This is a genomic window from Pseudomonas sp. P9_31, from assembly GCF_034008235.1.
In the GTDB taxonomy this organism is placed as follows: Bacteria; Pseudomonadota; Gammaproteobacteria; order Pseudomonadales; family Pseudomonadaceae; genus Aquipseudomonas.
The window spans coordinates 719,239-740,413 of sequence record NZ_CP125375.1 but is presented as its reverse complement, the minus strand read 5'-3'; the positions used below and the strand labels follow the sequence as shown (position 1 = coordinate 740,413).

The following is a 21,175-nucleotide window of genomic DNA, read 5'->3' as shown; positions in this document are numbered from 1 at the left end:
CTAGCCCTTACTTGGAGTAGAGCTCGACAATCAGGCTTTCGTTGATGTCGGCGGACAGATCACTGCGAGCAGGAACGTTCTTGAAAACGCCCGACTTCTTCTCAGTGTCTACTTCTACCCATTCTACGCGGCCACGTTGGGCACACAGATCGAGAGCTTGGACAATGCGAAGTTGGTTCTTTGCTTTCTCGCGAACTGCGACCACGTCACCAGCACGAACCTGGTAAGACGGAACGTTTACGGTCTGACCGTTAACGCTGATCGACTTGTGCGATACCAGCTGACGGGATTCGGCACGAGTAGAGCCAAAACCCATACGGTATACAACGTTGTCCAGACGGCATTCGAGCAGCTGCAACAGGTTTTCGCCAGTTGCGCCTTTCTTGCCAGCAGCTTCTTTGTAGTAGCCGCTGAATTGACGCTCGAGAACGCCGTAGATACGACGGACCTTCTGCTTTTCACGCAGTTGGGTGCCGTAATCGGACTGGCGACCGCGGCGTTGGCCGTGGATACCAGGTGCTGCTTCGATGTTGCACTTCGATTCGATCGCGCGCACGCCGCTCTTCAGAAAGAGATCGGTGCCTTCGCGACGAGCGAGTTTGCATTTTGGACCAATGTAACGAGCCATTCTTTACAGTCTCCTGGATTACACGCGGCGCTTCTTCGGCGGACGGCACCCGTTGTGCGGGATTGGCGTCACGTCGGTGATGCTGGCGATCTTGTAGCCACAGCCGTTCAAAGCGCGGACTGCGGATTCACGACCTGGACCTGGACCTTTGACGTTAACGTCGAGGTTTTTCAGGCCGTATTCCAGCGCAGCTTGACCAGCACGCTCAGCAGCTACTTGAGCAGCGAACGGGGTGGACTTGCGGGAACCGCGGAAACCCGAACCACCGGAGGTAGCCCAGGAAAGAGCGTTACCTTGACGGTCGGTAATGGTCACGATGGTGTTGTTAAAAGAAGCATGGATGTGGGCGATGCCATCAACCACTGTCTTTTTAACTTTTTTACGAGGACGAGCAGCAGGTTTTGCCATGATTAATTTCCTGTCGATTCGCTGGGGCGATTACTTGCGGATCGGCTTACGCGGACCTTTACGGGTACGCGCGTTGGTCTTGGTACGCTGACCGCGTACTGGAAGACCACGACGATGACGCAGACCGCGATAGCAACCGAGGTCCATCAAACGCTTGATTTTCATGTTGATTTCGCGACGCAGGTCACCTTCAGTGGTGAACTTCGCCACTTCGCCACGCAGCTGTTCAATCTGCTCGTCGCTCAGATCTTTGATCTTTGCCGCTGGGTTTACCCCAGTCACTGCACAAATTTTCTGTGCAGTAGTGCGACCAACACCATAGATGTAGGTCAGCGAGATAACAGTATGCTTGTTATCTGGAATGTTAACGCCTGCAATACGGGCCATTCAGTGGGACTCCAATTGACAGCTACCTACGCCCCGGAAGCCAAGAAATAGGGCGCGAGATAATATCGCTGTAATAACAAATAATCAACCCGGCAGCGCACTAGCTGCCGGGCTTGAAGCACAATCACACTCAGCCTTGGCGCTGTTTGTGACGCGGTTCCGCGCTGCAAATTACTCGAACAACACCTTCGCGGCGAATAATCTTGCAGTTACGGCACAGCTTTTTCACCGATGCACGAACTTTCATCACCAACTCCTCGAACCTTATGGGTACTCAGCGCAACATGCCGCTGCCGTAACCCTTCAGGTTGGCTTTCTTCATCAGGGATTCGTACTGGTGCGAAACGAGGTGCGATTGTACTTGGGACATGAAGTCCATCACAACCACGACCACGATCAGCAACGAGGTCCCGCCAAGGTAGAACGGTACGTTTGCTGCAACCACCAGGAACTGGGGCAACAGGCAGACGGCCGTCATGTAAAGAGCACCGAACATGGTCAAGCGAGTCAGAACGCCATCAATGTAGCGCGCAGACTGCTCACCTGGACGGATGCCCGGAATAAAGGCACCGGACTTCTTCAGGTTTTCCGCTACGTCTTTCGGATTGAACATCAACGCCGTATAGAAGAAGCAGAAGAAAATAATCCCTGCACTAAACAGCAGAATATTCAACGGCTGACCAGGAGCGATCGACTGCGAGATGTCCTGCAACCAGCCCATACCTTCAGACTGGCCGAACCAGGCACCTAACGAAGCCGGGAACAGCAAAATGCTGCTCGCGAAAATAGCCGGAATAACACCGGCCATGTTCACCTTCAGCGGCAAGTGGCTAGTCTGCGCAGCGAAGACCTTGCGGCCCTGCTGACGCTTGGCGTAGTGAACAGCAATACGACGCTGACCACGCTCAATGAACACCACGAAACCGATAATCGCTACTGCCAGCAAACCGATGGCAACCAGGGCGAAGATGTTGATATCACCCTGACGTGCAGACTCGAAAGACTGCCCGATCGCTCTCGGAAGACCGGCGACGATACCCGAAAAAATCAACATCGAGATACCGTTGCCAACACCACGCTCAGTAATCTGCTCACCCAGCCACATCATGAACATCGCACCAGCCACAAAAGTGGATACCGCGACGAAATGGAAGCCAAAGTCACCAGTGAACGCAACGCCCTGCCCCGCCAGACCAATGGACATGCCAACAGCCTGAACGAGAGCAAGGACGACAGTGCCGTAGCGGGTGTACTGGCTGATCTTGCGACGGCCAGCTTCACCTTCCTTCTTCAACTGCTCCAGCTGCGGGCTGACGGCGGTCATCAGCTGCATGATGATCGATGCCGAAATGTACGGCATGATCCCCAGTGCAAAGATGCTCATCCGCTCCAGCGCGCCGCCGGAAAACATGTTGAACAAGCTAAGAATGGTCCCCTCATTCTGTCGAAACAGGTCCGCGAGTCGGTCCGGGTTAATACCTGGAACCGGGATGTGTGCGCCTATTCGGTAGACGATAATCGCCAGGAACAGAAAACGCAGACGAGCCCAGAGTTCAGACATACCGCCTTTGCCGAGCGCAGAGAGAGCACCTTGCTTAGCCATTTATTCCTCGAACTTGCCGCCAGCTGCTTCGATAGCCGCACGCGCACCTTTGGTGGCGCCGATTCCCTTTCCGATGGTGACAGCGCGAGTAACTTCGCCGGACAGCATGATTTTCACACGCTGAACGTTGACGTTAATCACGTTGGCATCTTTCAGGGACTGCACGGTGACGATGTCGCCTTCCACTTTAGCCAGCTCGGACAGACGCACTTCTGCGCGATCCATGGCTTTCAGGGAAACGAAACCAAACTTCGGCAGGCGACGATGCAGCGGCTGTTGACCGCCTTCAAAGCCTGGAGCAATGGTGCCACCGGAGCGGGAGGTTTGACCTTTGTGGCCACGGCCACCAGTCTTACCCAAACCGCTACCGATACCACGGCCCGGACGATGCTTTTCGCGACGGGAACCCGGCGCTGGACTCAGATCATTGAGTTTCATCGATTAACCCTCGACACGCAGCATGTAGTAAGCCTTGTTGATCATCCCGCGATTCTCGGGAGTATCCTGGACTTCTACAGTGTGACCGATGCGACGCAGACCCAGACCCTTAACGCACAGTTTGTGGTTAGGGATGCGGCCGGTCATGCTTTTGATCAGCGTAACTTTAACGGTAGCCATGATCAGAAGATCTCCTTGACGCTTTTGCCACGCTTGGCGGCAATGGATTCAGGAGACTGCATTGCTTTCAAACCCTTGAAAGTGGCGTGAACCACGTTTACCGGGTTAGTCGAGCCGTAGCACTTGGCCAGAACGTTCTGAACGCCAGCAACTTCGAGGACAGCACGCATAGCGCCGCCAGCGATGATACCGGTACCTTCAGAAGCAGGCTGCATGTACACCTTCGAAGCGCCGTGAGCGGACTTCATTGCGTACTGCAGAGTGGTGCCGTTCAGATCAACTTGAATCATGTTGCGGCGAGCAGCTTCCATTGCCTTCTGGATCGCAGCAGGCACTTCACGCGACTTGCCACGGCCGAAGCCAACACGCCCTTTACCATCACCTACCACGGTCAACGCGGTGAAAGTGAAGATACGGCCGCCTTTAACGGTTTTGGCTACGCGGTTAACTTGAACCAGCTTCTCGATGTAGCCTTCGTCGCGCTTTTGGTCGTTATTTGACATAACTTAGAACTCCAGCCCAGCTTCACGAGCAGCATCAGCCAGCGCCTTGACGCGGCCGTGGTACTTGAAGCCAGAGCGGTCGAAAGCCACCTGCGAGACGCCAGCGGCTTTAGCACGCGTAGCGACCAGCTGGCCAACCTTAGTGGCCGCGTCGATGTTGCCAGTGGCGCCATCACGCAGTTCTTTATCCAAAGTCGAGGCGCTTGCCAGGACTTTGTTGCCGTCGGCCGAAATGACCTGGGCGTAGATGTGCTGCGACGAGCGGAACACGCAGAGACGCACGACTTCGAGTTCGTGCATTTTCAGGCGTGCTTTGCGAGCGCGACGCAGGCGAGTAACTTTTTTGTCGGTCATTTGCTATGCCCTACTTCTTCTTGGCTTCTTTACGACGGACGACTTCGTCCGCGTAGCGCACACCTTTGCCTTTGTACGGCTCTGGTGGACGGAAGTCGCGGATCTCGGCGGCCACTTGACCTACTAGCTGCTTATCGATGCCCCGGATCAGGATATCGGTTTGGCTAGGAGTCTCAGCGGTGATGCCTTCCGGCAGTTCGTAATCCACTGGGTGCGAGAAGCCAAGAGCCAGGTTCAGCACTGTGCCTTTTGCTTGCGCTTTGTAACCAACACCGACCAGCTGGAGCTTGCGCTCGAAGCCTTGGCTTACGCCTTGGACCATGTTGTTTACCAACGCACGAGTGGTACCAGCCATTGCGCGAGTTTGTTGATCGCCATTGCGAGCAGCGAAACGCAGCTCACCAGCTTCTTCAACGATCTCAACGGACGAATGGATGTTCAGTTCGAGAGTACCCTTGGCACCCTTCACCGAAAGCTGTTGGCCTGCGAATTTGACTTCGACACCGGCTGGCAGCTTAACGGGGTTCTTAGCGACGCGTGACATGCTTATCCCCCCTTAGAACACAGTGCAAAGAACTTCGCCGCCGACACCGGCAGCGCGCGCAGCACGATCCGTCATCACACCTTTGTTGGTGGAGACGATAGACACACCGAGACCGCCACGAACTTTTGGCAGATCATCGACGGACTTGTACTGACGCAGGCCTGGACGGCTAACGCGCTTCACTTCCTCGATGACCGGACGGCCTTCGAAGTACTTCAGCTCGATGGACAGCAGTGGCTTGATTTCGCTGCTGATCTGATAACCCGCAATGTAACCTTCGTCCTTCAGGACTTTGGCAACAGCTACCTTCAAAGTAGAAGATGGCATGCTTACGACGGACTTTTCAGCCATCTGGGCATTACGGATTCGAGTTAGCATGTCCGCTAACGGGTCCTGCATACTCATGGGCTAGACGCTCCTAATACACAAAAAATTAGCCTTGCGGCTACTACGTGTCGCCGAATACATCCGCGCAAAAAAAGCACGGGCTCAGGCGAGCCGGGTATTCTAGACACACCCCACAAATGAATCAAGCCCCAATAGGGGCTTGATTCAAGTTCAAGGTCACCGATGGTCAGGATCTTGCGACCCCGAGCACCTAGACTTTGACAGTGCTTACCAGCTGGCTTTAACCAGACCAGGTACGTCACCACGCATTGCAGCTTCACGCAGCTTGTTACGGCCAAGGCCGAACTTGCGGTAAACGCCGTGTGGACGACCGGTCAGGCGGCAGCGGTTACGCATGCGCGAAGCGCTTGCGTCACGTGGCTGCTTCTGCAGAGCTACTGTAGCTTCCCAACGCGCTTCTGGACTTGCGTTCAGATCAACGATGATTGCTTTCAGTGCTGCACGCTTTTTGGCGTACTTGGCAACCGTGAGCTGACGCTTCAGCTCGCGGTTCTTCATGCTCATCTTGGCCATTTTCCTACTCCAATCAGTTGCGGAACGGGAATTTGAAAGCACGCAACAGGGCGCGACCTTCATCATCGTTCTTGGCAGTGGTGGTCAGGGTAATGTCCAGACCGCGGAGAGCATCGATCTTGTCGTAGTCGATTTCCGGGAAGATGATCTGCTCTTTAACGCCCATGCTGTAGTTACCACGACCATCGAAGGACTTGGCATTCAGGCCGCGGAAGTCGCGAACCCGAGGCAGGGAGATCGACAGCAGACGATCCAGGAACTCGTACATACGCTCACGGCGCAGGGTCACTTTGACGCCGATCGGCCAACCTTCACGGACTTTAAAGCCAGCGATGGATTTGCGAGCGTAGGTCACAACGACTTTCTGGCCGGTGATCTTTTCCAGGTCAGCAACAGCGTGCTCGATGACTTTTTTGTCACCGATCGCTTCGCCCAGACCCATGTTCAGGGTGATTTTGGTAACGCGCGGAACTTCCATCACGTTCGACAGCTTAAGTTCTTCCTTAAGCTTCGGTGCGATTTCCTTCCGGTAAATCTCTTTTAGTCGTGCCATGGTCTTCTACCTAGCAGTGTTCAAGCATCAACCGCTTTTTGGGTCGACTTGAAGACACGAATTTTCTTACCGTCTTCTACTTTGAAACCAACGCGATCAGCTTTGTTGGTTTCGCCGTTGAAAATGGCAACGTTGGAAGCGTGCAGTGGCGCTTCTTTCTCGACGATACCGCCTTGTACGCCCGACATCGGGTTAGGCTTGGTATGACGCTTAACCAGGTTCAGACCACCAACGACCAGACGGTCATCAGCGAGAACCTTAAGCACCTTACCGCGCTTACCTTTGTCTTTGCCGGCGATCACGATGATCTCGTCGTCACGACGAATCTTTTGCATGTCGGATCTCCTTACAGCACTTCTGGGGCGAGCGAGACGATCTTCATGAACTTCTCAGTACGAAGTTCACGGGTCACTGGCCCAAAGATACGGGTGCCGATCGGCTCTTGCTTGTTGTTCAGAAGAACAGCAGCGTTGCCATCAAAGCGGATAATGGAGCCATCTGCACGGCGAACGCCGTGACGAGTGCGGACCACAACAGCAGTCATCACTTGGCCTTTTTTCACCTTACCGCGAGGAATTGCTTCCTTCACGGTAACTTTGATGATGTCACCGATACCAGCGTAACGACGATGGGAGCCACCCAGCACCTTGATGCACATAACGCGGCGAGCGCCGCTGTTATCGGCCACATCGAGCATGGATTGAGTCTGAATCATATAATTTCTCCGACCCCTAGTCCTTAGACTTCCACAGCGCGTTCGAGAACATCAACCAGCGCCCAAGACTTGGTCTTGGCCAAAGGACGAGTTTCACGAATAGTGACTTTGTCGCCGATGTGGCACTGATTGGTTTCGTCGTGCGCGTGCAGCTTAGTCGAACGCTTAACGTATTTACCGTAGATCGGGTGCTTAACGCGACGCTCGATCAGAACGGTGATGGTTTTGTCCATCTTGTCGCTGACAACACGGCCAGTCAGCGTACGGACAGTTTTTTCGGCTTCAGCCATGATTACTTACCTGCCTGCTGGTTGAGCACAGTCTTCACGCGAGCGATGTCACGCTTAACTTGCGAGAGCAGATGAGACTGCCCCAACTGGCCAGTTGCTTTCTGCATACGCAGATTGAACTGGTCGCGCAGCAGGCCGAGCAGTTGCTCGTTCAGCTGCTGTGCGGATTTTTCACGAAGTTCATTCGCTTTCATCACATCACCGTCCGTTTAACAAAGGAGGTGGCGAGCGGCAGCTTTGCAGCAGCCAGGGCGAAAGCCTCACGCGCCAGCTCTTCAGAAACACCCTCGATTTCATACAGGACTTTGCCTGGCTGAATCTGGGCAACCCAGTACTCCACGTTACCCTTACCTTTACCCATCCGAACTTCGAGTGGCTTTTTGGAAATAGGCTTGTCCGGGAATACACGGATCCAGATCTTGCCGCCACGTTTAACGTGACGGGTCAGTGCACGACGCGCTGACTCGATCTGACGAGCGGTGAGACGACCACGAGCAACAGACTTCAGCGCGAACTCGCCGAAGCTGACTTTGCTACCGCGCAATGCCAGGCCACGGTTGTGACCAGTCATTTGCTTGCGGAACTTCGTACGCTTTGGTTGCAACATTTGGCGTACCCCTTACTTAGCAGCTTTTTTACGAGGCGCTGGTGCTTGTGGTTTCAGCTCTTCTTGGCGACCACCAATTACTTCGCCTTTGAAGATCCAAACCTTTACACCGATCACACCATAAGTGGTGTGAGCTTCGTAGTTGGCATAGTCGATGTCGGCACGCAGGGTGTGCAGTGGCACACGACCTTCGCGATACCATTCAGTACGTGCGATTTCAGCACCGCCGAGACGACCGCTCACTTGGATTTTGATGCCTTTGGCACCAATGCGCATGGCGTTCTGAACAGCGCGCTTCATAGCGCGACGGAACATTACGCGACGCTCCAGCTGCTGAGCTACGCTCTGCGCAACCAGCATACCGTCGAGCTCCGGCTTGCGGATCTCTTCGATATTGATGTGCACAGGCACACCCATTTGCTTGGTCAGGTCCTGACGCAGTTTCTCAACATCTTCACCTTTCTTCCCGATAACGATACCTGGACGAGCGGTGTGGATGGTGATACGTGCAGTCTGAGCCGGACGATGGATATCGATACGGCTTACGGACGCGCTTTTTAGTTTGTCTTGGAGATACTCACGCACCTTCAGATCAGCGAACAAATAGTCCGCATAAGTCCGACCGTCTGCGTACCAGACGGAGGTGTGCTCCTTGACGATTCCCAGGCGAATGCCAATGGGATGTACTTTCTGACCCATCTCTTCGACTCCGTTACTTGTCAGCAACCTTGACAGTGATATGGCAAGACCGCTTGACGATGCGATCAGCACGGCCTTTGGCACGTGGCATGATGCGCTTCAGCGAACGCCCTTCGTTGACGAAAACGGTGCTGACCTTCAGGTCATCAACGTCTGCGCCTTCGTTATGCTCGGCGTTGGCTACGGCCGACTCCAGCACTTTCTTCATGATCTCGGCGGCTTTCTTACTGCTGAAAGCCAACAGGTTGAGCGCTTCGCCCACCTTCTTCCCGCGGATCTGGTCGGCGACCAAGCGGGCTTTCTGGGCGGAGATTCGAGCGCCCGACAACTTAGCGGCTACTTCCATCGTTCCTTACCCCTTAACGCTTGGCTTTCTTGTCTGCCACGTGCCCACGATATGTGCGGGTACCGGCAAACTCGCCCAGTTTGTGGCCGACCATGTCTTCGTTCACGAGAACTGGAACATGTTGACGACCGTTATGCACAGCAATGGTCAGACCGACCATTTGTGGCAGGATCATGGAACGGCGCGACCAGGTCTTAACTGGTTTGCGATCGTTCTTTTCCGCCGCCACTTCGATCTTCTTCAGTAGGTGAAGATCAATAAAAGGACCTTTTTTCAGAGAACGTGGCACTGTCGTATCCCTCTATTTACTTGCGACGACGGACGATCATTTTGTCGGTACGCTTATTACCACGAGTCTTCGCGCCCTTAGTCGGGAAGCCCCATGGCGATACCGGATGACGACCACCAGAGGTACGACCTTCACCACCACCATGTGGGTGGTCAACCGGGTTCATGGCAACACCACGAACGGTTGGGCGAACGCCACGCCAGCGTTTGGCACCAGCTTTACCCAGCGAACGCAGGCTGTGCTCGGAGTTCGAGACTTCACCCAGGGTCGCGCGGCATTCAGCCAGCACTTTACGCATCTCACCAGAACGCAGACGCAGGGTCACGTAGACACCTTCACGAGCGATCAGCTGAGCCGAAGCACCAGCGGAACGAGCGATCTGTGCGCCTTTACCTGGCTTCAATTCGATGCCGTGTACGGTGCTACCAACTGGAATGTTACGCAGTTGCAGAGCGTTGCCCGGCTTGATCGGCGCCAGAGCACCCGCGATCAGCTGGTCACCAGCACTCACGCCTTTAGGGGCGATGATGTAGCGACGCTCGCCATCTGCGTACAGCAGCAGAGCGATGTGAGCAGTACGGTTTGGATCGTATTCGATACGCTCGACAGTGGCAGCGATGCCATCTTTGTCGTTGCGACGGAAATCGACCAGACGATAATGCTGCTTATGGCCACCACCGATGTGACGAGTGGTAATACGACCATTGTTGTTACGACCACCAGACTTCGATTTTTTCTCGAGCAGCGGTGCGTGAGGAGCGCCTTTATGCAGCTCCTGGTTGACCACCTTGACCACAAAACGGCGGCCAGGGGAAGTCGGTTTGCATTTAACGATTGCCATGATGCACCCCTTCCTTACTCAGCACTGCTGCTGAAATCGAGATCTTGGCCTGGCTGAAGGGAGATAACTGCCTTCTTCCAGTCATTACGCTTGCCCAGACCGCGAGCAGTGCGCTTGCTCTTACCCAGAACATTCAGGGTAGTAACGCGCTCTACTTTCACGCTGAACAGGCTTTCGACGGCCTTCTTGATTTCCAGCTTGGTTGCGTCAGTCGCAACCTTGAAAACGAACTGGCCTTTCTTGTCTGCCAGAACCGTAGCCTTCTCGGAAACGTGCGGGCCAAGCAGAACTTTAAATACGCGTTCCTGGTTCATCCCAGCAGCTCCTCGAATTTCTTCACGGCCGACACGGTGATCAACACCTTGTCGTATGCGATCAGACTAACTGGATCGGAACCTTGCACGTCACGTACATCAACGTGCGGCAGGTTGCGAGCAGCCAGGTACAGGTTCTGATCAACAGCGTCCGACACGATCAGAACGTCGGTCAGGCTCATGTTGTTCAGCTTGCCCAGCAGGTCTTTGGTTTTCGGCGTTTCAACGGCGAAATCCTGAACCACAACCAGACGATCAGTACGCACCAGCTCAGCAAGGATGGAACGCATTGCTGCGCGATACATCTTCTTGTTCAGCTTCTGGGAGTGATCCTGAGGACGAGCTGCGAAAGTGGTACCGCCGCCACGCCAGATTGGGCTACGGATAGTACCGGCACGAGCACGGCCAGTACCTTTCTGACGCCATGGACGCTTACCGCCACCACGAACGTCGGAACGGGTCTTTTGCTGCTTGCTACCTTGACGGCCGCCAGCCATGTAGGCCACGACTGCTTGGTGAACCAGCGTCTCGTTGAATTCGCCGCCAAATGTCAGTTCGGAAACTTCGATCGCTTGAGCGTCATTTACATTTAATTGCATGTCAGCTTCCCCTTAACCGCGAGCCTTGGCTGCTGGACGTACAACCAAGTTGCCGCCAGTAGCGCCAGGAACAGCGCCCTTGACCAACAACAGATTGCGTTCAGCGTCCACGCGCACTACTTCGAGGGACTGCACGGTCACGCGCTCAGCGCCCATATGACCGGACATTTTTTTGCCCTTGAATACACGACCAGGAGTCTGGCACTGGCCGATAGAGCCTGGAACGCGGTGGGATACGGAGTTACCGTGGGTGTTATCTTGCCCGCGGAAATTCCAACGCTTGATCGTACCCTGGAAGCCTTTACCTTTGGACTGACCGGTTACATCAACCAGTTGACCAGCAGCGAAGATTTCAGCGTTGATCAGATCGCCGGCCTGGTACTCGCCTTCTTCAAGACGGAATTCCATTACGGTACGACCAGCGGCAACGTTCGCCTTAGCGAAGTGACCGGCTTGAGCGGCTGTAACACGCGAAGCACGACGCTCGCCGACAGTGACTTGCACTGCACGATAGCCATCGGTCTCTTCAGTTTTGAACTGGGTGACGCGATTCGGTTCGATCTCAATGACCGTGACCGGAATGGAGACACCTTCTTCGGTGAAAATACGGGTCATACCGCATTTACGACCGACTACACCAATAGTCATGTTGTAAACCTCATGAGTGTACGGGGCTTTCACCCGCTATGGCCGCCCATTTCAGAGCGTTACACGACTAAGACCGAGTCTTAGCCGAGGCTGATCTGCACTTCCACACCGGCCGCAAGATCAAGCTTCATAAGAGCATCAACGGTTTTATCCGTTGGCTGGACGATGTCCAGAACGCGCTTATGAGTACGGATCTCGTACTGGTCACGCGCGTCTTTGTTGACGTGCGGGGAGACCAGAACGGTGAACCGCTCTTTACGGGTAGGCAGTGGAATTGGACCACGCACTTGAGCACCAGTACGTTTCGCGGTTTCCACGATTTCCTGGGTGGATTGGTCGATCAGGCGATGGTCAAAAGCCTTCAACCTGATACGGATTTGCTGATTTTGCATTGGATTTCAGACTCCGGCTGCTATTCCCACCGAGCGCAATACGCCCGTTAAAAGGAGGCGCAATTCTATAGACGGGCCAACATAGTGTCAACCCAATAAAAAAGCCCCCGCAAGCGGAGGCTTTTTATCAAATCAACGATTACTCGATGATTTTGGCTACGACGCCAGCGCCGACGGTACGACCGCCTTCACGAATAGCGAAACGCAGACCGTCTTCCATTGCGATGGTCTTGATCAGGGTGACAACCATTTTGATGTTGTCGCCTGGCATTACCATTTCAACGCCTTCCGGCAGTTCGCAGTTACCGGTCACGTCAGTGGTCCGGAAGTAGAACTGTGGACGGTAGCCTTTGAAGAACGGAGTGTGACGACCGCCTTCTTCTTTGCTCAGAACGTACACTTCAGCTTCGAACTTGGTGTGCGGCTTAACCGAACCTGGCTTAACCAGAACCTGGCCACGCTCAACGTCGTCACGCTTGGTACCACGCAGCAGAACGCCGCAGTTCTCGCCAGCACGACCTTCGTCGAGCAGCTTACGGAACATTTCAACACCGGTGCAGGTGGTGACGGTAGTGTCACGCAGACCAACGATTTCCAGTGGATCCTGAACCTTGACGATACCGCGCTCGATACGGCCAGTTACAACAGTACCGCGACCAGAGATCGAGAATACGTCTTCGATTGGCATCAGGAACGGCTTGTCGATAACACGAACTGGCTCTGGGATGTAGCTGTCCAGAGTTTCTACCAGACGCTTAACAGCGGTGGTACCCATTTCGTTGTCGTCTTGGCCGTTCAGAGCCATCAGAGCCGAACCGATGATGATCGGAGTGTCGTCACCTGGGAAGTCGTAAGTGCTCAGCAGATCGCGCACTTCCATCTCAACCAGTTCCAGCAGCTCAGCGTCGTCAACCATGTCAGCCTTGTTCAGGAAGACAACGATGTACGGAACGCCTACCTGACGGGACAGCAGGATGTGCTCACGGGTTTGTGGCATCGGACCATCAGCGGCCGAGCAAACCAGGATAGCGCCGTCCATCTGAGCAGCACCGGTGATCATGTTCTTCACATAGTCAGCGTGACCTGGGCAGTCAACGTGAGCGTAGTGACGAATCGAAGAGTTGTACTCAACGTGCGCGGTGTTGATGGTGATACCACGAGCCTTTTCTTCCGGAGCGCTGTCGATTTTATCGAAAGCAACAACGGCCGAACCGAAAACTTCGGAGCAGACGCGGGTCAGAGCAGCAGTCAGAGTGGTTTTACCGTGGTCGACGTGACCGATGGTGCCAACGTTGACGTGCGGTAGGGAACGATCAAATTTTTCTTTAGCCACGACAATTAACTCCTTGCCTAAAGGGCTGAATCAGCCTTGCTTTTTGGTAACAGTTTCGACGATATGCGACGGAGCTGTATTGTATTTTTTGAATTCCATAGAGTAGCTTGCGCGACCCTGGGACATGGAACGAACATCGGTCGCGTAACCGAACATCTCGCCCAGCGGAACTTCGGCGCGAATTACTTTGCCGGAGACCGTGTCTTCCATACCCAAGATCATGCCGCGACGACGGTTAAGGTCGCCCATCACGTCACCCATATAGTCTTCAGGTGTAACAACCTCTACCGCCATGATCGGCTCAAGCAACTCACCACCGCCCTTCTGGGCCAGTTGCTTGGTCGCCATGGAAGCAGCCACCTTAAACGCCATCTCATTGGAGTCGACGTCGTGGTAAGAACCATCAAACACGGTAGCCTTCAGGCCGATCAGCGGATAGCCGGCAACAACGCCGTTCTTCATCTGCTCTTCGATACCCTTCTGGATAGCCGGGATGTATTCCTTAGGAACCACACCACCCACCACTTCGTTCAGGAATTGCAGACCTTCCTGACCTTCGTCAGCAGGAGCAAAACGGATCCAGCAGTGACCGAACTGACCACGACCACCAGACTGACGAACGAACTTGCCTTCGATCTCACAGCTCTTCGTGATGCGCTCACGATAGGAAACCTGAGGCTTACCAATGTTGGCTTCGACGTTGAACTCACGGCGCATCCGGTCAACCAGGATGTCCAGGTGCAACTCGCCCATGCCAGAAATGATCGTCTGACCAGTCTCTTCATCGGTTTTAACGCGGAAAGACGGGTCTTCCTGAGCAAGTTTGCCCAGAGCGATACCCATTTTTTCCTGGTCATCCTTGGTCTTAGGCTCAACGGCAACCGAAATAACCGGCTCCGGGAAGTCCATGCGAACCAGGATGATCGGCTTGTCAGCGTTGCACAAGGTTTCACCAGTGGTGACGTCCTTCATGCCGATCAAGGCCGCGATGTCACCAGCGCGTACTTCCTTGATTTCTTCACGGGCGTTTGCGTGCATTTGCACCATACGACCCACGCGCTCTTTCTTGCCCTTAACCGAGTTGATCACGCCGTCGCCGGAGGCCAACACGCCCGAGTAAACACGGACAAAGGTCAAGGTACCCACGAATGGGTCGGTAGCGATCTTGAACGCCAGAGCCGAGAACGGCTCGTCGTCGCTCGCATGACGCTCCATTTGCTTTTCCTCGTCATCCGGGTCAGTACCCTTGATGGCAGGAATATCAGTAGGAGCAGGCAAGTAGTCGATAACGGCGTCGAGAACCAGGGGAACACCCTTGTTCTTGAAGGAAGAACCGCAAACAGCCAGAACGATCTCACCAGCGATAGTACGCTGACGCAGAGCGGCCTTGATTTCCTCGATGGAGAGCTCTTCCCCTTCGAGGTACTTGTTCATCAGCTCTTCGCTGGCTTCAGCCGCAGCCTCAACCATGTTGCTACGCCACTCTTCAGCCAGTTCCTGCAGCTCAGCAGGGATAGCTTCGCGACGAGGCGTCATGCCCTTGTCAGCATCGTTCCAGTAAACCGCTTCCATGGTCATCAGATCGATCTGACCCTGGAAGTTGTCCTCGGAACCGATAGCCAACTGGATTGGCACCGGAGTGTGACCCAGACGCTGTTTGATCTGAGCGATCACGCGCAGGAAGTTCGCACCAGCACGGTCCATCTTGTTCACGTAAACGATACGTGGAACACCGTACTTGTTGGCTTGACGCCATACGGTTTCGGACTGAGGCTCAACACCCGAAGTACCACAGAACACAACGACCGCGCCGTCGAGTACACGCAGGGAACGCTCAACTTCAATGGTGAAGTCTACGTGGCCCGGGGTGTCAATGACGTTGAAGCGGTATTGATCTTTGTGCTGCTTCTGGGAACCCTGCCAGAAAGCGGTGATAGCAGCAGAAGTAATGGTAATACCACGCTCCTGCTCCTGCACCATCCAGTCTGTGGTCGCGGCGCCGTCATGCACCTCGCCCATCTTGTGACTTTTGCCGGTGTAAAAAAGGACGCGCTCGGTGGTGGTGGTTTTACCAGCATCCACGTGAGCAACGATACCGATGTTACGGTAGCGGCTAATCGGAGTAGTACGAGCCATAAAGCCCTCGCAAAATTAGTGAAGCTAAAATTAGAAGCGGTAGTGCGAGAAAGCTTTGTTAGCTTCAGCCATACGGTGCACGTCTTCACGCTTCTTAACAGCAGCACCTTTACCTTCAGCAGCGTCCAACAGTTCGCCAGCCAAACGCAGAGCCATAGACTTCTCGCCGCGCTTACGGGCGAAGTCTACCAACCAGCGCATTGCCAGAGCGTTACGACGGGACGGACGAACTTCGACCGGAACCTGGTAAGTAGCACCGCCTACACGGCGCGACTTTACTTCGACCAGCGGAGCGATGGCGTCGAGAGCTTTCTCGAAGATTTCCAGGGGGTCGCTGTTCTTGCGTTCTTTAACCTTTTCCAGCGCGCCATAAACGATACGCTCGGCAACGGCTTTTTTACCGCTTTCCATTACGTGGTTCATGAACTTGGCCAGGATTTGGCTTCCGTATTTTGGATCGTCAAGCACTTCGCGCTTGGCTGCTACGCGTCTTCTTGGCATGGATAAGCCCTCAAACGGTCTTCAGGTTCGCTCGGAATCGGTGCCCTTTCGGGACGCCTCCGACCTTACTCTTATCGACTCAGAAAAATAGAAATCGGTTTTTTTGCTGCAAGCGGCTATTACTTCGGACGCTTGGTACCGTACTTCGAACGACCTTGGTTACGACCTTTAACGCCGGAAGTATCCAAAGAGCCGCGAACGGTGTGGTAACGAACACCCGGCAAGTCTTTTACACGACCGCCGCGGATCAGTACCACGCTGTGCTCTTGCAGGTTGTGGCCTTCACCACCGATGTACGAGGAAACCTCGAAACCGTTGGTCAGACGCACACGGCATACTTTACGCAGTGCCGAGTTAGGTTTTTTCGGCGTAGTTGTATACACACGGGTGCATACGCCACGACGTTGCGGGCAGTTCTGCAGCGCAGGCACGTCGGACTTCTCGACGATACGCTTACGCGGCTGACGTACCAGCTGGTTGATAGTTGCCATCTACTAGCTCCACTGTTGTCTTGCGACGCTATTGTCTTGCAAGAAAAGCAAAATGGCAGGAACGAATTCCCGCCAAATTTAGGGGTACAAGAGTCTAAAGAGGATCTTGTCCCCAGTCAAGGCAAGGCCCCGACCTCCCCACTCATCCAACCTCGACAAAATGCCTCGATTCGATGAACGGAGTGACCAGGGCCCGCACTCATTTACCGCAGAACTCAGTTACCGCTCGAGTTCAGCGCTTCGGTCAGTGCAGCTTCCACTTCACTGGCGCTTACACGCAACGGCTTGTCAGCATCACGGCGGCGCTTGCGCTCGCTGTGATAAGCCAGACCGGTACCGGCCGGGATCAGACGACCCACGACTACGTTTTCTTTCAGGCCGCGCAGGTAATCGCGCTTGCCGGTTACCGCCGCTTCGGTCAGTACGCGAGTGGTTTCCTGGAAGGAAGCCGCCGAGATGAACGATTCGGTGGACAACGACGCCTTGGTGATACCCAGCAGAACGCGAGTGAACTTGGAGACAAACTTGTCTTCAGTGCTCAGACGCTCGTTCTCGACCAGCACGTGAGTCAGCTCCATCTGGTCGCCCTTGATGAAACTGGAATCGCCGGATTCAGCGATTTCAACTTTACGCAGCATCTGACGCAGGATGGTCTCGATGTGCTTGTCGTTGATCTTCACGCCTTGCAGACGGTAAACGTCCTGGATCTCGTTCACGATGTACTTGGCCAGCGCACTCACACCCAACAGACGCAGGATGTCGTGTGGATCGCTCGGACCGTCGGAGATAACTTCGCCGCGGTTTACCTGTTCGCCTTCGAAGACGTTCAGGTGGCGCCACTTCGGAATCAGCTCTTCATACGGATCGCTACCGTCGTTCGGGGTGATAACCAGACGGCGCTTGCCCTTGGTCTCTTTACCGAACGCGATGGTGCCGCTGACTTCAGCCAGAATCGAGGCTTCTTTCGGACGACGGGCTTCGAACAAGTCGGCAACACGCGGCAGACCACCGGTGATGTCGCGGGTCTTCGAAGTCTCTTGCGGAATACGAGCGATAACATCACCGATCGCGATTTTCGCACCGTCCGCTACACCGACCAGGGCGTTCGCAGGCAGGAAGTACTGAGCAATTACGTCGGTACCCGGCAGCAAGAGATCCTTGCCGTTGTCATCAACCATCTTCACAGCAGGACGGATATCTTTACCGGCAGCTGGACGGTCTTTGGCGTCGAGTACTTCAATGTTGGTCATACCGGTCAATTCGTCAGTCTGACGCTTGATCGTGATGCCTTCTTCCATGCCCACGTAGGTCACGGTACCTTTCATTTCGGTAACGATTGGGTGAGTGTGCGGATCCCACTTGGCCACGATTGCGCCAGCGTCGACCTTGTCACCTTCTTTAACCGAAATCACAGCACCGTACGGCAGCTTGTAGCGCTCGCGCTCACGACCGAAGTCATCAGCGATCGCCAGCTCACCGGAACGGGACACAGCAACCAGGCAACCATCCACCCGCTCAACGTGCTTCAGGTTATGCAGACGGACGGTACCGCCATTCTTCACCTGAACGCTGTCGGCTGCGGAGGTCCGGCTTGCCGCACCACCGATGTGGAACGTACGCATGGTCAGCTGGGTACCCGGCTCACCGATGGACTGGGCAGCGATAACGCCGACCGCTTCACCGATGTTCACCTGGTGACCACGAGCCAAGTCACGGCCGTAGCACTTGGCACAAATGCCGTAGCGGGTTTCGCAGCTGATCGGCGAACGCACGATCACTTCATCGATACTGTTCAGCTCGATGAACTCGACCCACTTCTCGTCTACCAGCGTGCCGGCAGGAACGATAACTTCCTCGGTACCTGGCTTGAATACGTCACGGGCAATGACACGACCCAATACGCGCTCACCCAACGGCTCAACAACGTCACCGCCTTCAATGTGCGGAGTCATTACCAGGCCATGTTCGGTGCCGCAATCGATCTCGGTCACAACCAGATCCTGCGCCACGTCTACCAGACGACGAGTCAGGTAACCGGAGTTCGCAGTTTTCAACGCGGTATCCGCCAAACCTTTACGAGCACCGTGAGTGGAGATGAAGTACTGAAGTACGCTCAAACCTTCACGGAAGTTCGCTGTAATCGGCGTTTCAATGATGGAGCCGTCCGGCTTGGCCATCAGGCCACGCATACCGGCGAGCTGACGGATCTGCGCAGCAGAACCCCGTGCGCCCGAGTCGGCCATCATGTACATCGAGTTGAAGGATTCCTGGTCGACTTCGACGCCATGACGGTCGATGACCTTCTCTTTCGAGAGGTTGGCCATCATCGCCTTGGAAACTTCGTCGTTCGCCTTGGACCAAAGGTCGATCACTTTGTTGTACTTCTCGCCCTGGGTTACCAGGCCGGAGGCGTACTGACTTTCGATCTCTTTCACTTCGTCGGTGGCTGCACCGATGATGCGGGCTTTTTCATCCGGGATAACGAAGTCGTTAACACCGATGGAAACGCCGGAGATGGTCGAGTAGGCAAAACCGGTGTACATCAACTGGTCAGCGAAGATCACGGTCTCTTTCAAACCAACCACGCGGTAGCACTGGTTGATCAGCTTGGAGATCGCCTTCTTCTTCATCGGCTGGTTGACGACGTCGTACGACAGGCCAGGTGGAACAACCTGGAACAACAGCGCACGGCCAACAGTAGTGTCGACGATACGGGTGTTCTTGACGCTGCCACCGTCACGATCGTTTACGGTTTCGTTGATCCGCACTTTGACCTTGGCGTGCAGTGCGGCTTCGCCGGCACGGAACACACGGTCAACTTCCTGCAGATCCGCGAACACACGACCTTCGCCCTTGGCGTTGATCGCTTCACGAGTCATGTAGTACAGACCCAATACAACGTCCTGCGACGGAACGATGATTGGCTCACCGTTGGCTGGCGACAGAATGTTGTTGGTCGACATCATCAACGCACGCGCTTCCAACTGGGCTTCCAGTGTCAGCGGTACGTGCACGGCCATTTGGTCGCCGTCGAAGTCGGCGTTGTACGCAGCACAGACCAGAGGGTGCAGCTGGATAGCCTTACCTTCGATCAGTACCGGTTCAAACGCCTGGATACCCAGACGGTGAAGGGTCGGTGCACGGTTGAGGAGAACCGGGTGTTCGCGAATCACTTCAGCGAGAACGTCCCAAACCTCTGGCAGCTCGCGCTCGACCATCTTCTTGGCAGCTTTGATGGTGGTAGCGAGACCACGCATTTCCAGCTTGCCGAAAATGAACGGCTTGAACAGCTCGAGAGCCATTTTCTTCGGCAGACCACACTGGTGCAGACGCAGGGTCGGACCTACGGTAATTACCGAACGACCGGAGTAGTCAACACGCTTACCGAGCAAGTTCTGACGGAAACGACCTTGCTTACCCTTGATCATGTCAGCCAGGGATTTCAGAGGACGCTTGTTGGAACCGGTGATAGCGCGGCCACGACGACCGTTGTCGAGCAGTGCATCGACGGCTTCCTGCAACATACGCTTTTCGTTGCGCACGATGATGTCCGGTGCGGACAGATCGAGCAAACGCTTCAAGCGGTTGTTACGGTTGATCACTCGACGATACAGATCGTTGAGGTCGGAAGTCGCGAAGCGACCGCCATCCAGCGGGACCAGTGGACGCAGATCTGGCGGCAGAACCGGCAGAACGGTCAGCACCATCCATTCTGGAAGGTTGCCGGAACCCTGGAAGGCTTCCATCAACTTCAGACGCTTGGACAGCTTCTTGATTTTGGTTTCGGAATTGGTTTGCGGAATTTCTTCACGCAGACGGCCAATCTCGTGCTCCAGGTCGATAGCGTGCAGCAGTTCGCGGACAGCTTCGGCACCCATGCGGGCATCGAAATCGTCGCCGAACTCTTCCAGCGCTTCGAAGTACTGCTCATCGTTCAGCAGCTGACCTTTTTCAAGGGTGGTCATGCCTGGGTCGATAACGACGTAGCTCTCGAAGTAGAGAACGCGTTCGATATCACGCAGGGTCATGTCCATCAGCAAGCCGATACGCGACGGCAGCGATTTCAGGAACCAGATGTGGGCAACCGGCGAGGCCAGCTCGATGTGCGCCATGCGCTCACGGCGAACTTTTGCCAGTGCAACTTCAACGCCGCACTTCTCGCAGATAACACCACGGTGCTTCAAGCGCTTGTACTTACCGCACAGGCACTCGTAATCCTTTACCGGGCCAAAGATCTTGGCGCAGAACAGGCCGTCACGCTCAGGTTTGAACGTACGGTAGTTGATGGTTTCCGGCTTTTTAACTTCACCGAACGACCACGAACGGATCATCTCAGGCGATGCCAATCCAATACGGATGGCGTCGAACTCTTCGACTTGACCCTGGTTTTTCAGCAAATTCAGTAGGTCTTTCAAGGCCTTTCCTCCTGGCGGAGCAGAGAGCGGGCAATCCTGC

The 21,175-nt window shown here is 54.8% G+C and carries 31 protein-coding genes; all 31 read right to left on the bottom strand.

From position 1 onward, the window contains the following. Window positions 1–7: 7 nt before the first annotated feature. The 31 genes from rpsD to rpoC all read right to left on the bottom strand — a co-directional run bounded on the left by rpsD (window position 8) and on the right by rpoC (window position 21,135). Window positions 8–628, bottom strand: a complete 621-nt coding sequence (rpsD, locus tag QMK51_RS03395) for a 30S ribosomal protein S4 (protein WP_003176404.1) — start codon at window positions 626–628, stop codon at window positions 8–10. A gap of 18 nt (window positions 629–646) precedes the next feature. Next, window positions 647–1,036 carry a 30S ribosomal protein S11 gene (gene rpsK / locus QMK51_RS03390; protein ID WP_002555466.1) on the bottom strand — a complete coding sequence of 130 codons (390 nt, stop codon included), beginning with the start codon at window positions 1,034–1,036 and terminating at the stop codon, window positions 647–649. Window positions 1,037–1,066: 30 nt separating this feature from the next. Beyond that, window positions 1,067–1,423 carry a 30S ribosomal protein S13 gene (gene rpsM, locus QMK51_RS03385; protein WP_003186020.1) on the bottom strand — a complete coding sequence of 119 codons (357 nt, stop codon included), beginning with the start codon at window positions 1,421–1,423 and terminating at the stop codon, window positions 1,067–1,069. Window positions 1,424–1,553: 130 nt separating this feature from the next. Beyond that, on the bottom strand, window positions 1,554–1,670 hold the full coding sequence (rpmJ, locus tag QMK51_RS03380) for a 50S ribosomal protein L36 (RefSeq protein WP_002555468.1): 117 nt from the start codon (window positions 1,668–1,670) through the stop codon (window positions 1,554–1,556). Between the two features lie 27 nt (window positions 1,671–1,697). Beyond that, window positions 1,698–3,026, bottom strand: a complete 1,329-nt coding sequence (gene secY / locus QMK51_RS03375; protein ID WP_320393152.1) for a preprotein translocase subunit SecY — start codon at window positions 3,024–3,026, stop codon at window positions 1,698–1,700. Beyond that, on the bottom strand, window positions 3,027–3,464 hold the full coding sequence (gene rplO / locus QMK51_RS03370; RefSeq protein WP_003228720.1) for a 50S ribosomal protein L15: 438 nt from the start codon (window positions 3,462–3,464) through the stop codon (window positions 3,027–3,029). Window positions 3,465–3,467: 3 nt separating this feature from the next. Further along, on the bottom strand, window positions 3,468–3,644 hold the full coding sequence (gene rpmD / locus QMK51_RS03365) for a 50S ribosomal protein L30 (protein ID WP_003176408.1): 177 nt from the start codon (window positions 3,642–3,644) through the stop codon (window positions 3,468–3,470). 2 nt (window positions 3,645–3,646) lie between these two features. Then, the gene (gene rpsE / locus QMK51_RS03360) at window positions 3,647–4,147 is read right to left on the bottom strand and encodes a 30S ribosomal protein S5 (protein ID WP_003186035.1); all 501 of its coding nucleotides are present in this window, start codon (window positions 4,145–4,147) and stop codon (window positions 3,647–3,649) included. Between the two features lie 3 nt (window positions 4,148–4,150). Further along, entirely contained in the window at window positions 4,151–4,501 is a 351-nt protein-coding gene (gene rplR / locus QMK51_RS03355; protein WP_003186037.1) for a 50S ribosomal protein L18, read from the bottom strand. A 10-nt stretch (window positions 4,502–4,511) separates the two neighbouring features. After that, window positions 4,512–5,045, bottom strand: coding sequence for a 50S ribosomal protein L6 (gene rplF / locus QMK51_RS03350; protein WP_007896774.1), 534 nt, complete (start codon window positions 5,043–5,045; stop codon window positions 4,512–4,514). Window positions 5,046–5,057: 12 nt separating this feature from the next. Then, a complete protein-coding gene (rpsH, locus tag QMK51_RS03345) occupies window positions 5,058–5,450 on the bottom strand; it encodes a 30S ribosomal protein S8 (protein ID WP_003186040.1) in 393 nt (130 codons plus the stop codon). A 210-nt stretch (window positions 5,451–5,660) separates the two neighbouring features. After that, entirely contained in the window at window positions 5,661–5,966 is a 306-nt protein-coding gene (rpsN, locus tag QMK51_RS03340; RefSeq protein WP_003176414.1) for a 30S ribosomal protein S14, read from the bottom strand. A gap of 13 nt (window positions 5,967–5,979) precedes the next feature. Beyond that, window positions 5,980–6,519, bottom strand: a complete 540-nt coding sequence (gene rplE / locus QMK51_RS03335; RefSeq protein WP_003210069.1) for a 50S ribosomal protein L5 — start codon at window positions 6,517–6,519, stop codon at window positions 5,980–5,982. 20 nt (window positions 6,520–6,539) lie between these two features. Further along, a complete protein-coding gene (rplX, locus tag QMK51_RS03330) occupies window positions 6,540–6,854 on the bottom strand; it encodes a 50S ribosomal protein L24 (protein WP_007896770.1) in 315 nt (104 codons plus the stop codon). A gap of 11 nt (window positions 6,855–6,865) precedes the next feature. Further along, window positions 6,866–7,234 carry a 50S ribosomal protein L14 gene (gene rplN, locus QMK51_RS03325; protein ID WP_002555479.1) on the bottom strand — a complete coding sequence of 123 codons (369 nt, stop codon included), beginning with the start codon at window positions 7,232–7,234 and terminating at the stop codon, window positions 6,866–6,868. A gap of 23 nt (window positions 7,235–7,257) precedes the next feature. Then, on the bottom strand, window positions 7,258–7,524 hold the full coding sequence (gene rpsQ / locus QMK51_RS03320) for a 30S ribosomal protein S17 (protein ID WP_003176419.1): 267 nt from the start codon (window positions 7,522–7,524) through the stop codon (window positions 7,258–7,260). A 2-nt stretch (window positions 7,525–7,526) separates the two neighbouring features. Continuing rightward, window positions 7,527–7,718: a 50S ribosomal protein L29 gene (gene rpmC, locus QMK51_RS03315; protein WP_002555481.1), complete on the bottom strand. Its 192-nt coding sequence runs from the start codon at window positions 7,716–7,718 to the stop codon at window positions 7,527–7,529. After that, window positions 7,718–8,131, bottom strand: coding sequence for a 50S ribosomal protein L16 (gene rplP / locus QMK51_RS03310; RefSeq protein WP_003228729.1), 414 nt, complete (start codon window positions 8,129–8,131; stop codon window positions 7,718–7,720). The genes rpmC and rplP overlap by 1 nt, the downstream gene beginning before the upstream one ends. Before the next feature lie 12 nt (window positions 8,132–8,143). Continuing rightward, window positions 8,144–8,830, bottom strand: coding sequence for a 30S ribosomal protein S3 (gene rpsC, locus QMK51_RS03305; protein ID WP_003176422.1), 687 nt, complete (start codon window positions 8,828–8,830; stop codon window positions 8,144–8,146). Window positions 8,831–8,843: 13 nt separating this feature from the next. After that, window positions 8,844–9,176, bottom strand: coding sequence for a 50S ribosomal protein L22 (rplV, locus tag QMK51_RS03300; RefSeq protein ID WP_003103908.1), 333 nt, complete (start codon window positions 9,174–9,176; stop codon window positions 8,844–8,846). A 13-nt stretch (window positions 9,177–9,189) separates the two neighbouring features. Next, on the bottom strand, window positions 9,190–9,465 hold the full coding sequence (rpsS, locus tag QMK51_RS03295) for a 30S ribosomal protein S19 (protein WP_002555486.1): 276 nt from the start codon (window positions 9,463–9,465) through the stop codon (window positions 9,190–9,192). A gap of 16 nt (window positions 9,466–9,481) precedes the next feature. Continuing rightward, window positions 9,482–10,306 carry a 50S ribosomal protein L2 gene (gene rplB / locus QMK51_RS03290; RefSeq protein WP_003186055.1) on the bottom strand — a complete coding sequence of 275 codons (825 nt, stop codon included), beginning with the start codon at window positions 10,304–10,306 and terminating at the stop codon, window positions 9,482–9,484. Between the two features lie 14 nt (window positions 10,307–10,320). Continuing rightward, window positions 10,321–10,620, bottom strand: coding sequence for a 50S ribosomal protein L23 (gene rplW, locus QMK51_RS03285; protein WP_002555488.1), 300 nt, complete (start codon window positions 10,618–10,620; stop codon window positions 10,321–10,323). Beyond that, window positions 10,617–11,219 carry a 50S ribosomal protein L4 gene (gene rplD / locus QMK51_RS03280; RefSeq protein ID WP_003228735.1) on the bottom strand — a complete coding sequence of 201 codons (603 nt, stop codon included), beginning with the start codon at window positions 11,217–11,219 and terminating at the stop codon, window positions 10,617–10,619. The genes rplW and rplD overlap by 4 nt, the downstream gene beginning before the upstream one ends. Before the next feature lie 12 nt (window positions 11,220–11,231). Continuing rightward, window positions 11,232–11,867 (bottom strand): 50S ribosomal protein L3, encoded by a 636-nt coding sequence (gene rplC, locus QMK51_RS03275; RefSeq protein ID WP_003186059.1) that lies wholly within the window; start codon window positions 11,865–11,867, stop codon window positions 11,232–11,234. 80 nt (window positions 11,868–11,947) lie between these two features. After that, window positions 11,948–12,259, bottom strand: a complete 312-nt coding sequence (gene rpsJ / locus QMK51_RS03270) for a 30S ribosomal protein S10 (protein ID WP_003186070.1) — start codon at window positions 12,257–12,259, stop codon at window positions 11,948–11,950. Between the two features lie 139 nt (window positions 12,260–12,398). Beyond that, entirely contained in the window at window positions 12,399–13,592 is a 1,194-nt protein-coding gene (gene tuf, locus QMK51_RS03265; protein WP_003186071.1) for an elongation factor Tu, read from the bottom strand. A 30-nt stretch (window positions 13,593–13,622) separates the two neighbouring features. After that, on the bottom strand, window positions 13,623–15,728 hold the full coding sequence (gene fusA / locus QMK51_RS03260) for an elongation factor G (RefSeq protein ID WP_320393151.1): 2,106 nt from the start codon (window positions 15,726–15,728) through the stop codon (window positions 13,623–13,625). A gap of 30 nt (window positions 15,729–15,758) precedes the next feature. Then, window positions 15,759–16,229 (bottom strand): 30S ribosomal protein S7, encoded by a 471-nt coding sequence (rpsG, locus tag QMK51_RS03255; RefSeq protein WP_002555493.1) that lies wholly within the window; start codon window positions 16,227–16,229, stop codon window positions 15,759–15,761. 119 nt (window positions 16,230–16,348) lie between these two features. Continuing rightward, window positions 16,349–16,720 carry a 30S ribosomal protein S12 gene (rpsL, locus tag QMK51_RS03250; protein ID WP_003186084.1) on the bottom strand — a complete coding sequence of 124 codons (372 nt, stop codon included), beginning with the start codon at window positions 16,718–16,720 and terminating at the stop codon, window positions 16,349–16,351. Between the two features lie 215 nt (window positions 16,721–16,935). Continuing rightward, complete coding sequence (gene rpoC, locus QMK51_RS03245) at window positions 16,936–21,135, bottom strand: DNA-directed RNA polymerase subunit beta' (RefSeq protein ID WP_105349125.1); 4,200 nt, start codon at window positions 21,133–21,135, stop codon at window positions 16,936–16,938. Between the last annotated feature and the right edge of the window lie 40 nt (window positions 21,136–21,175).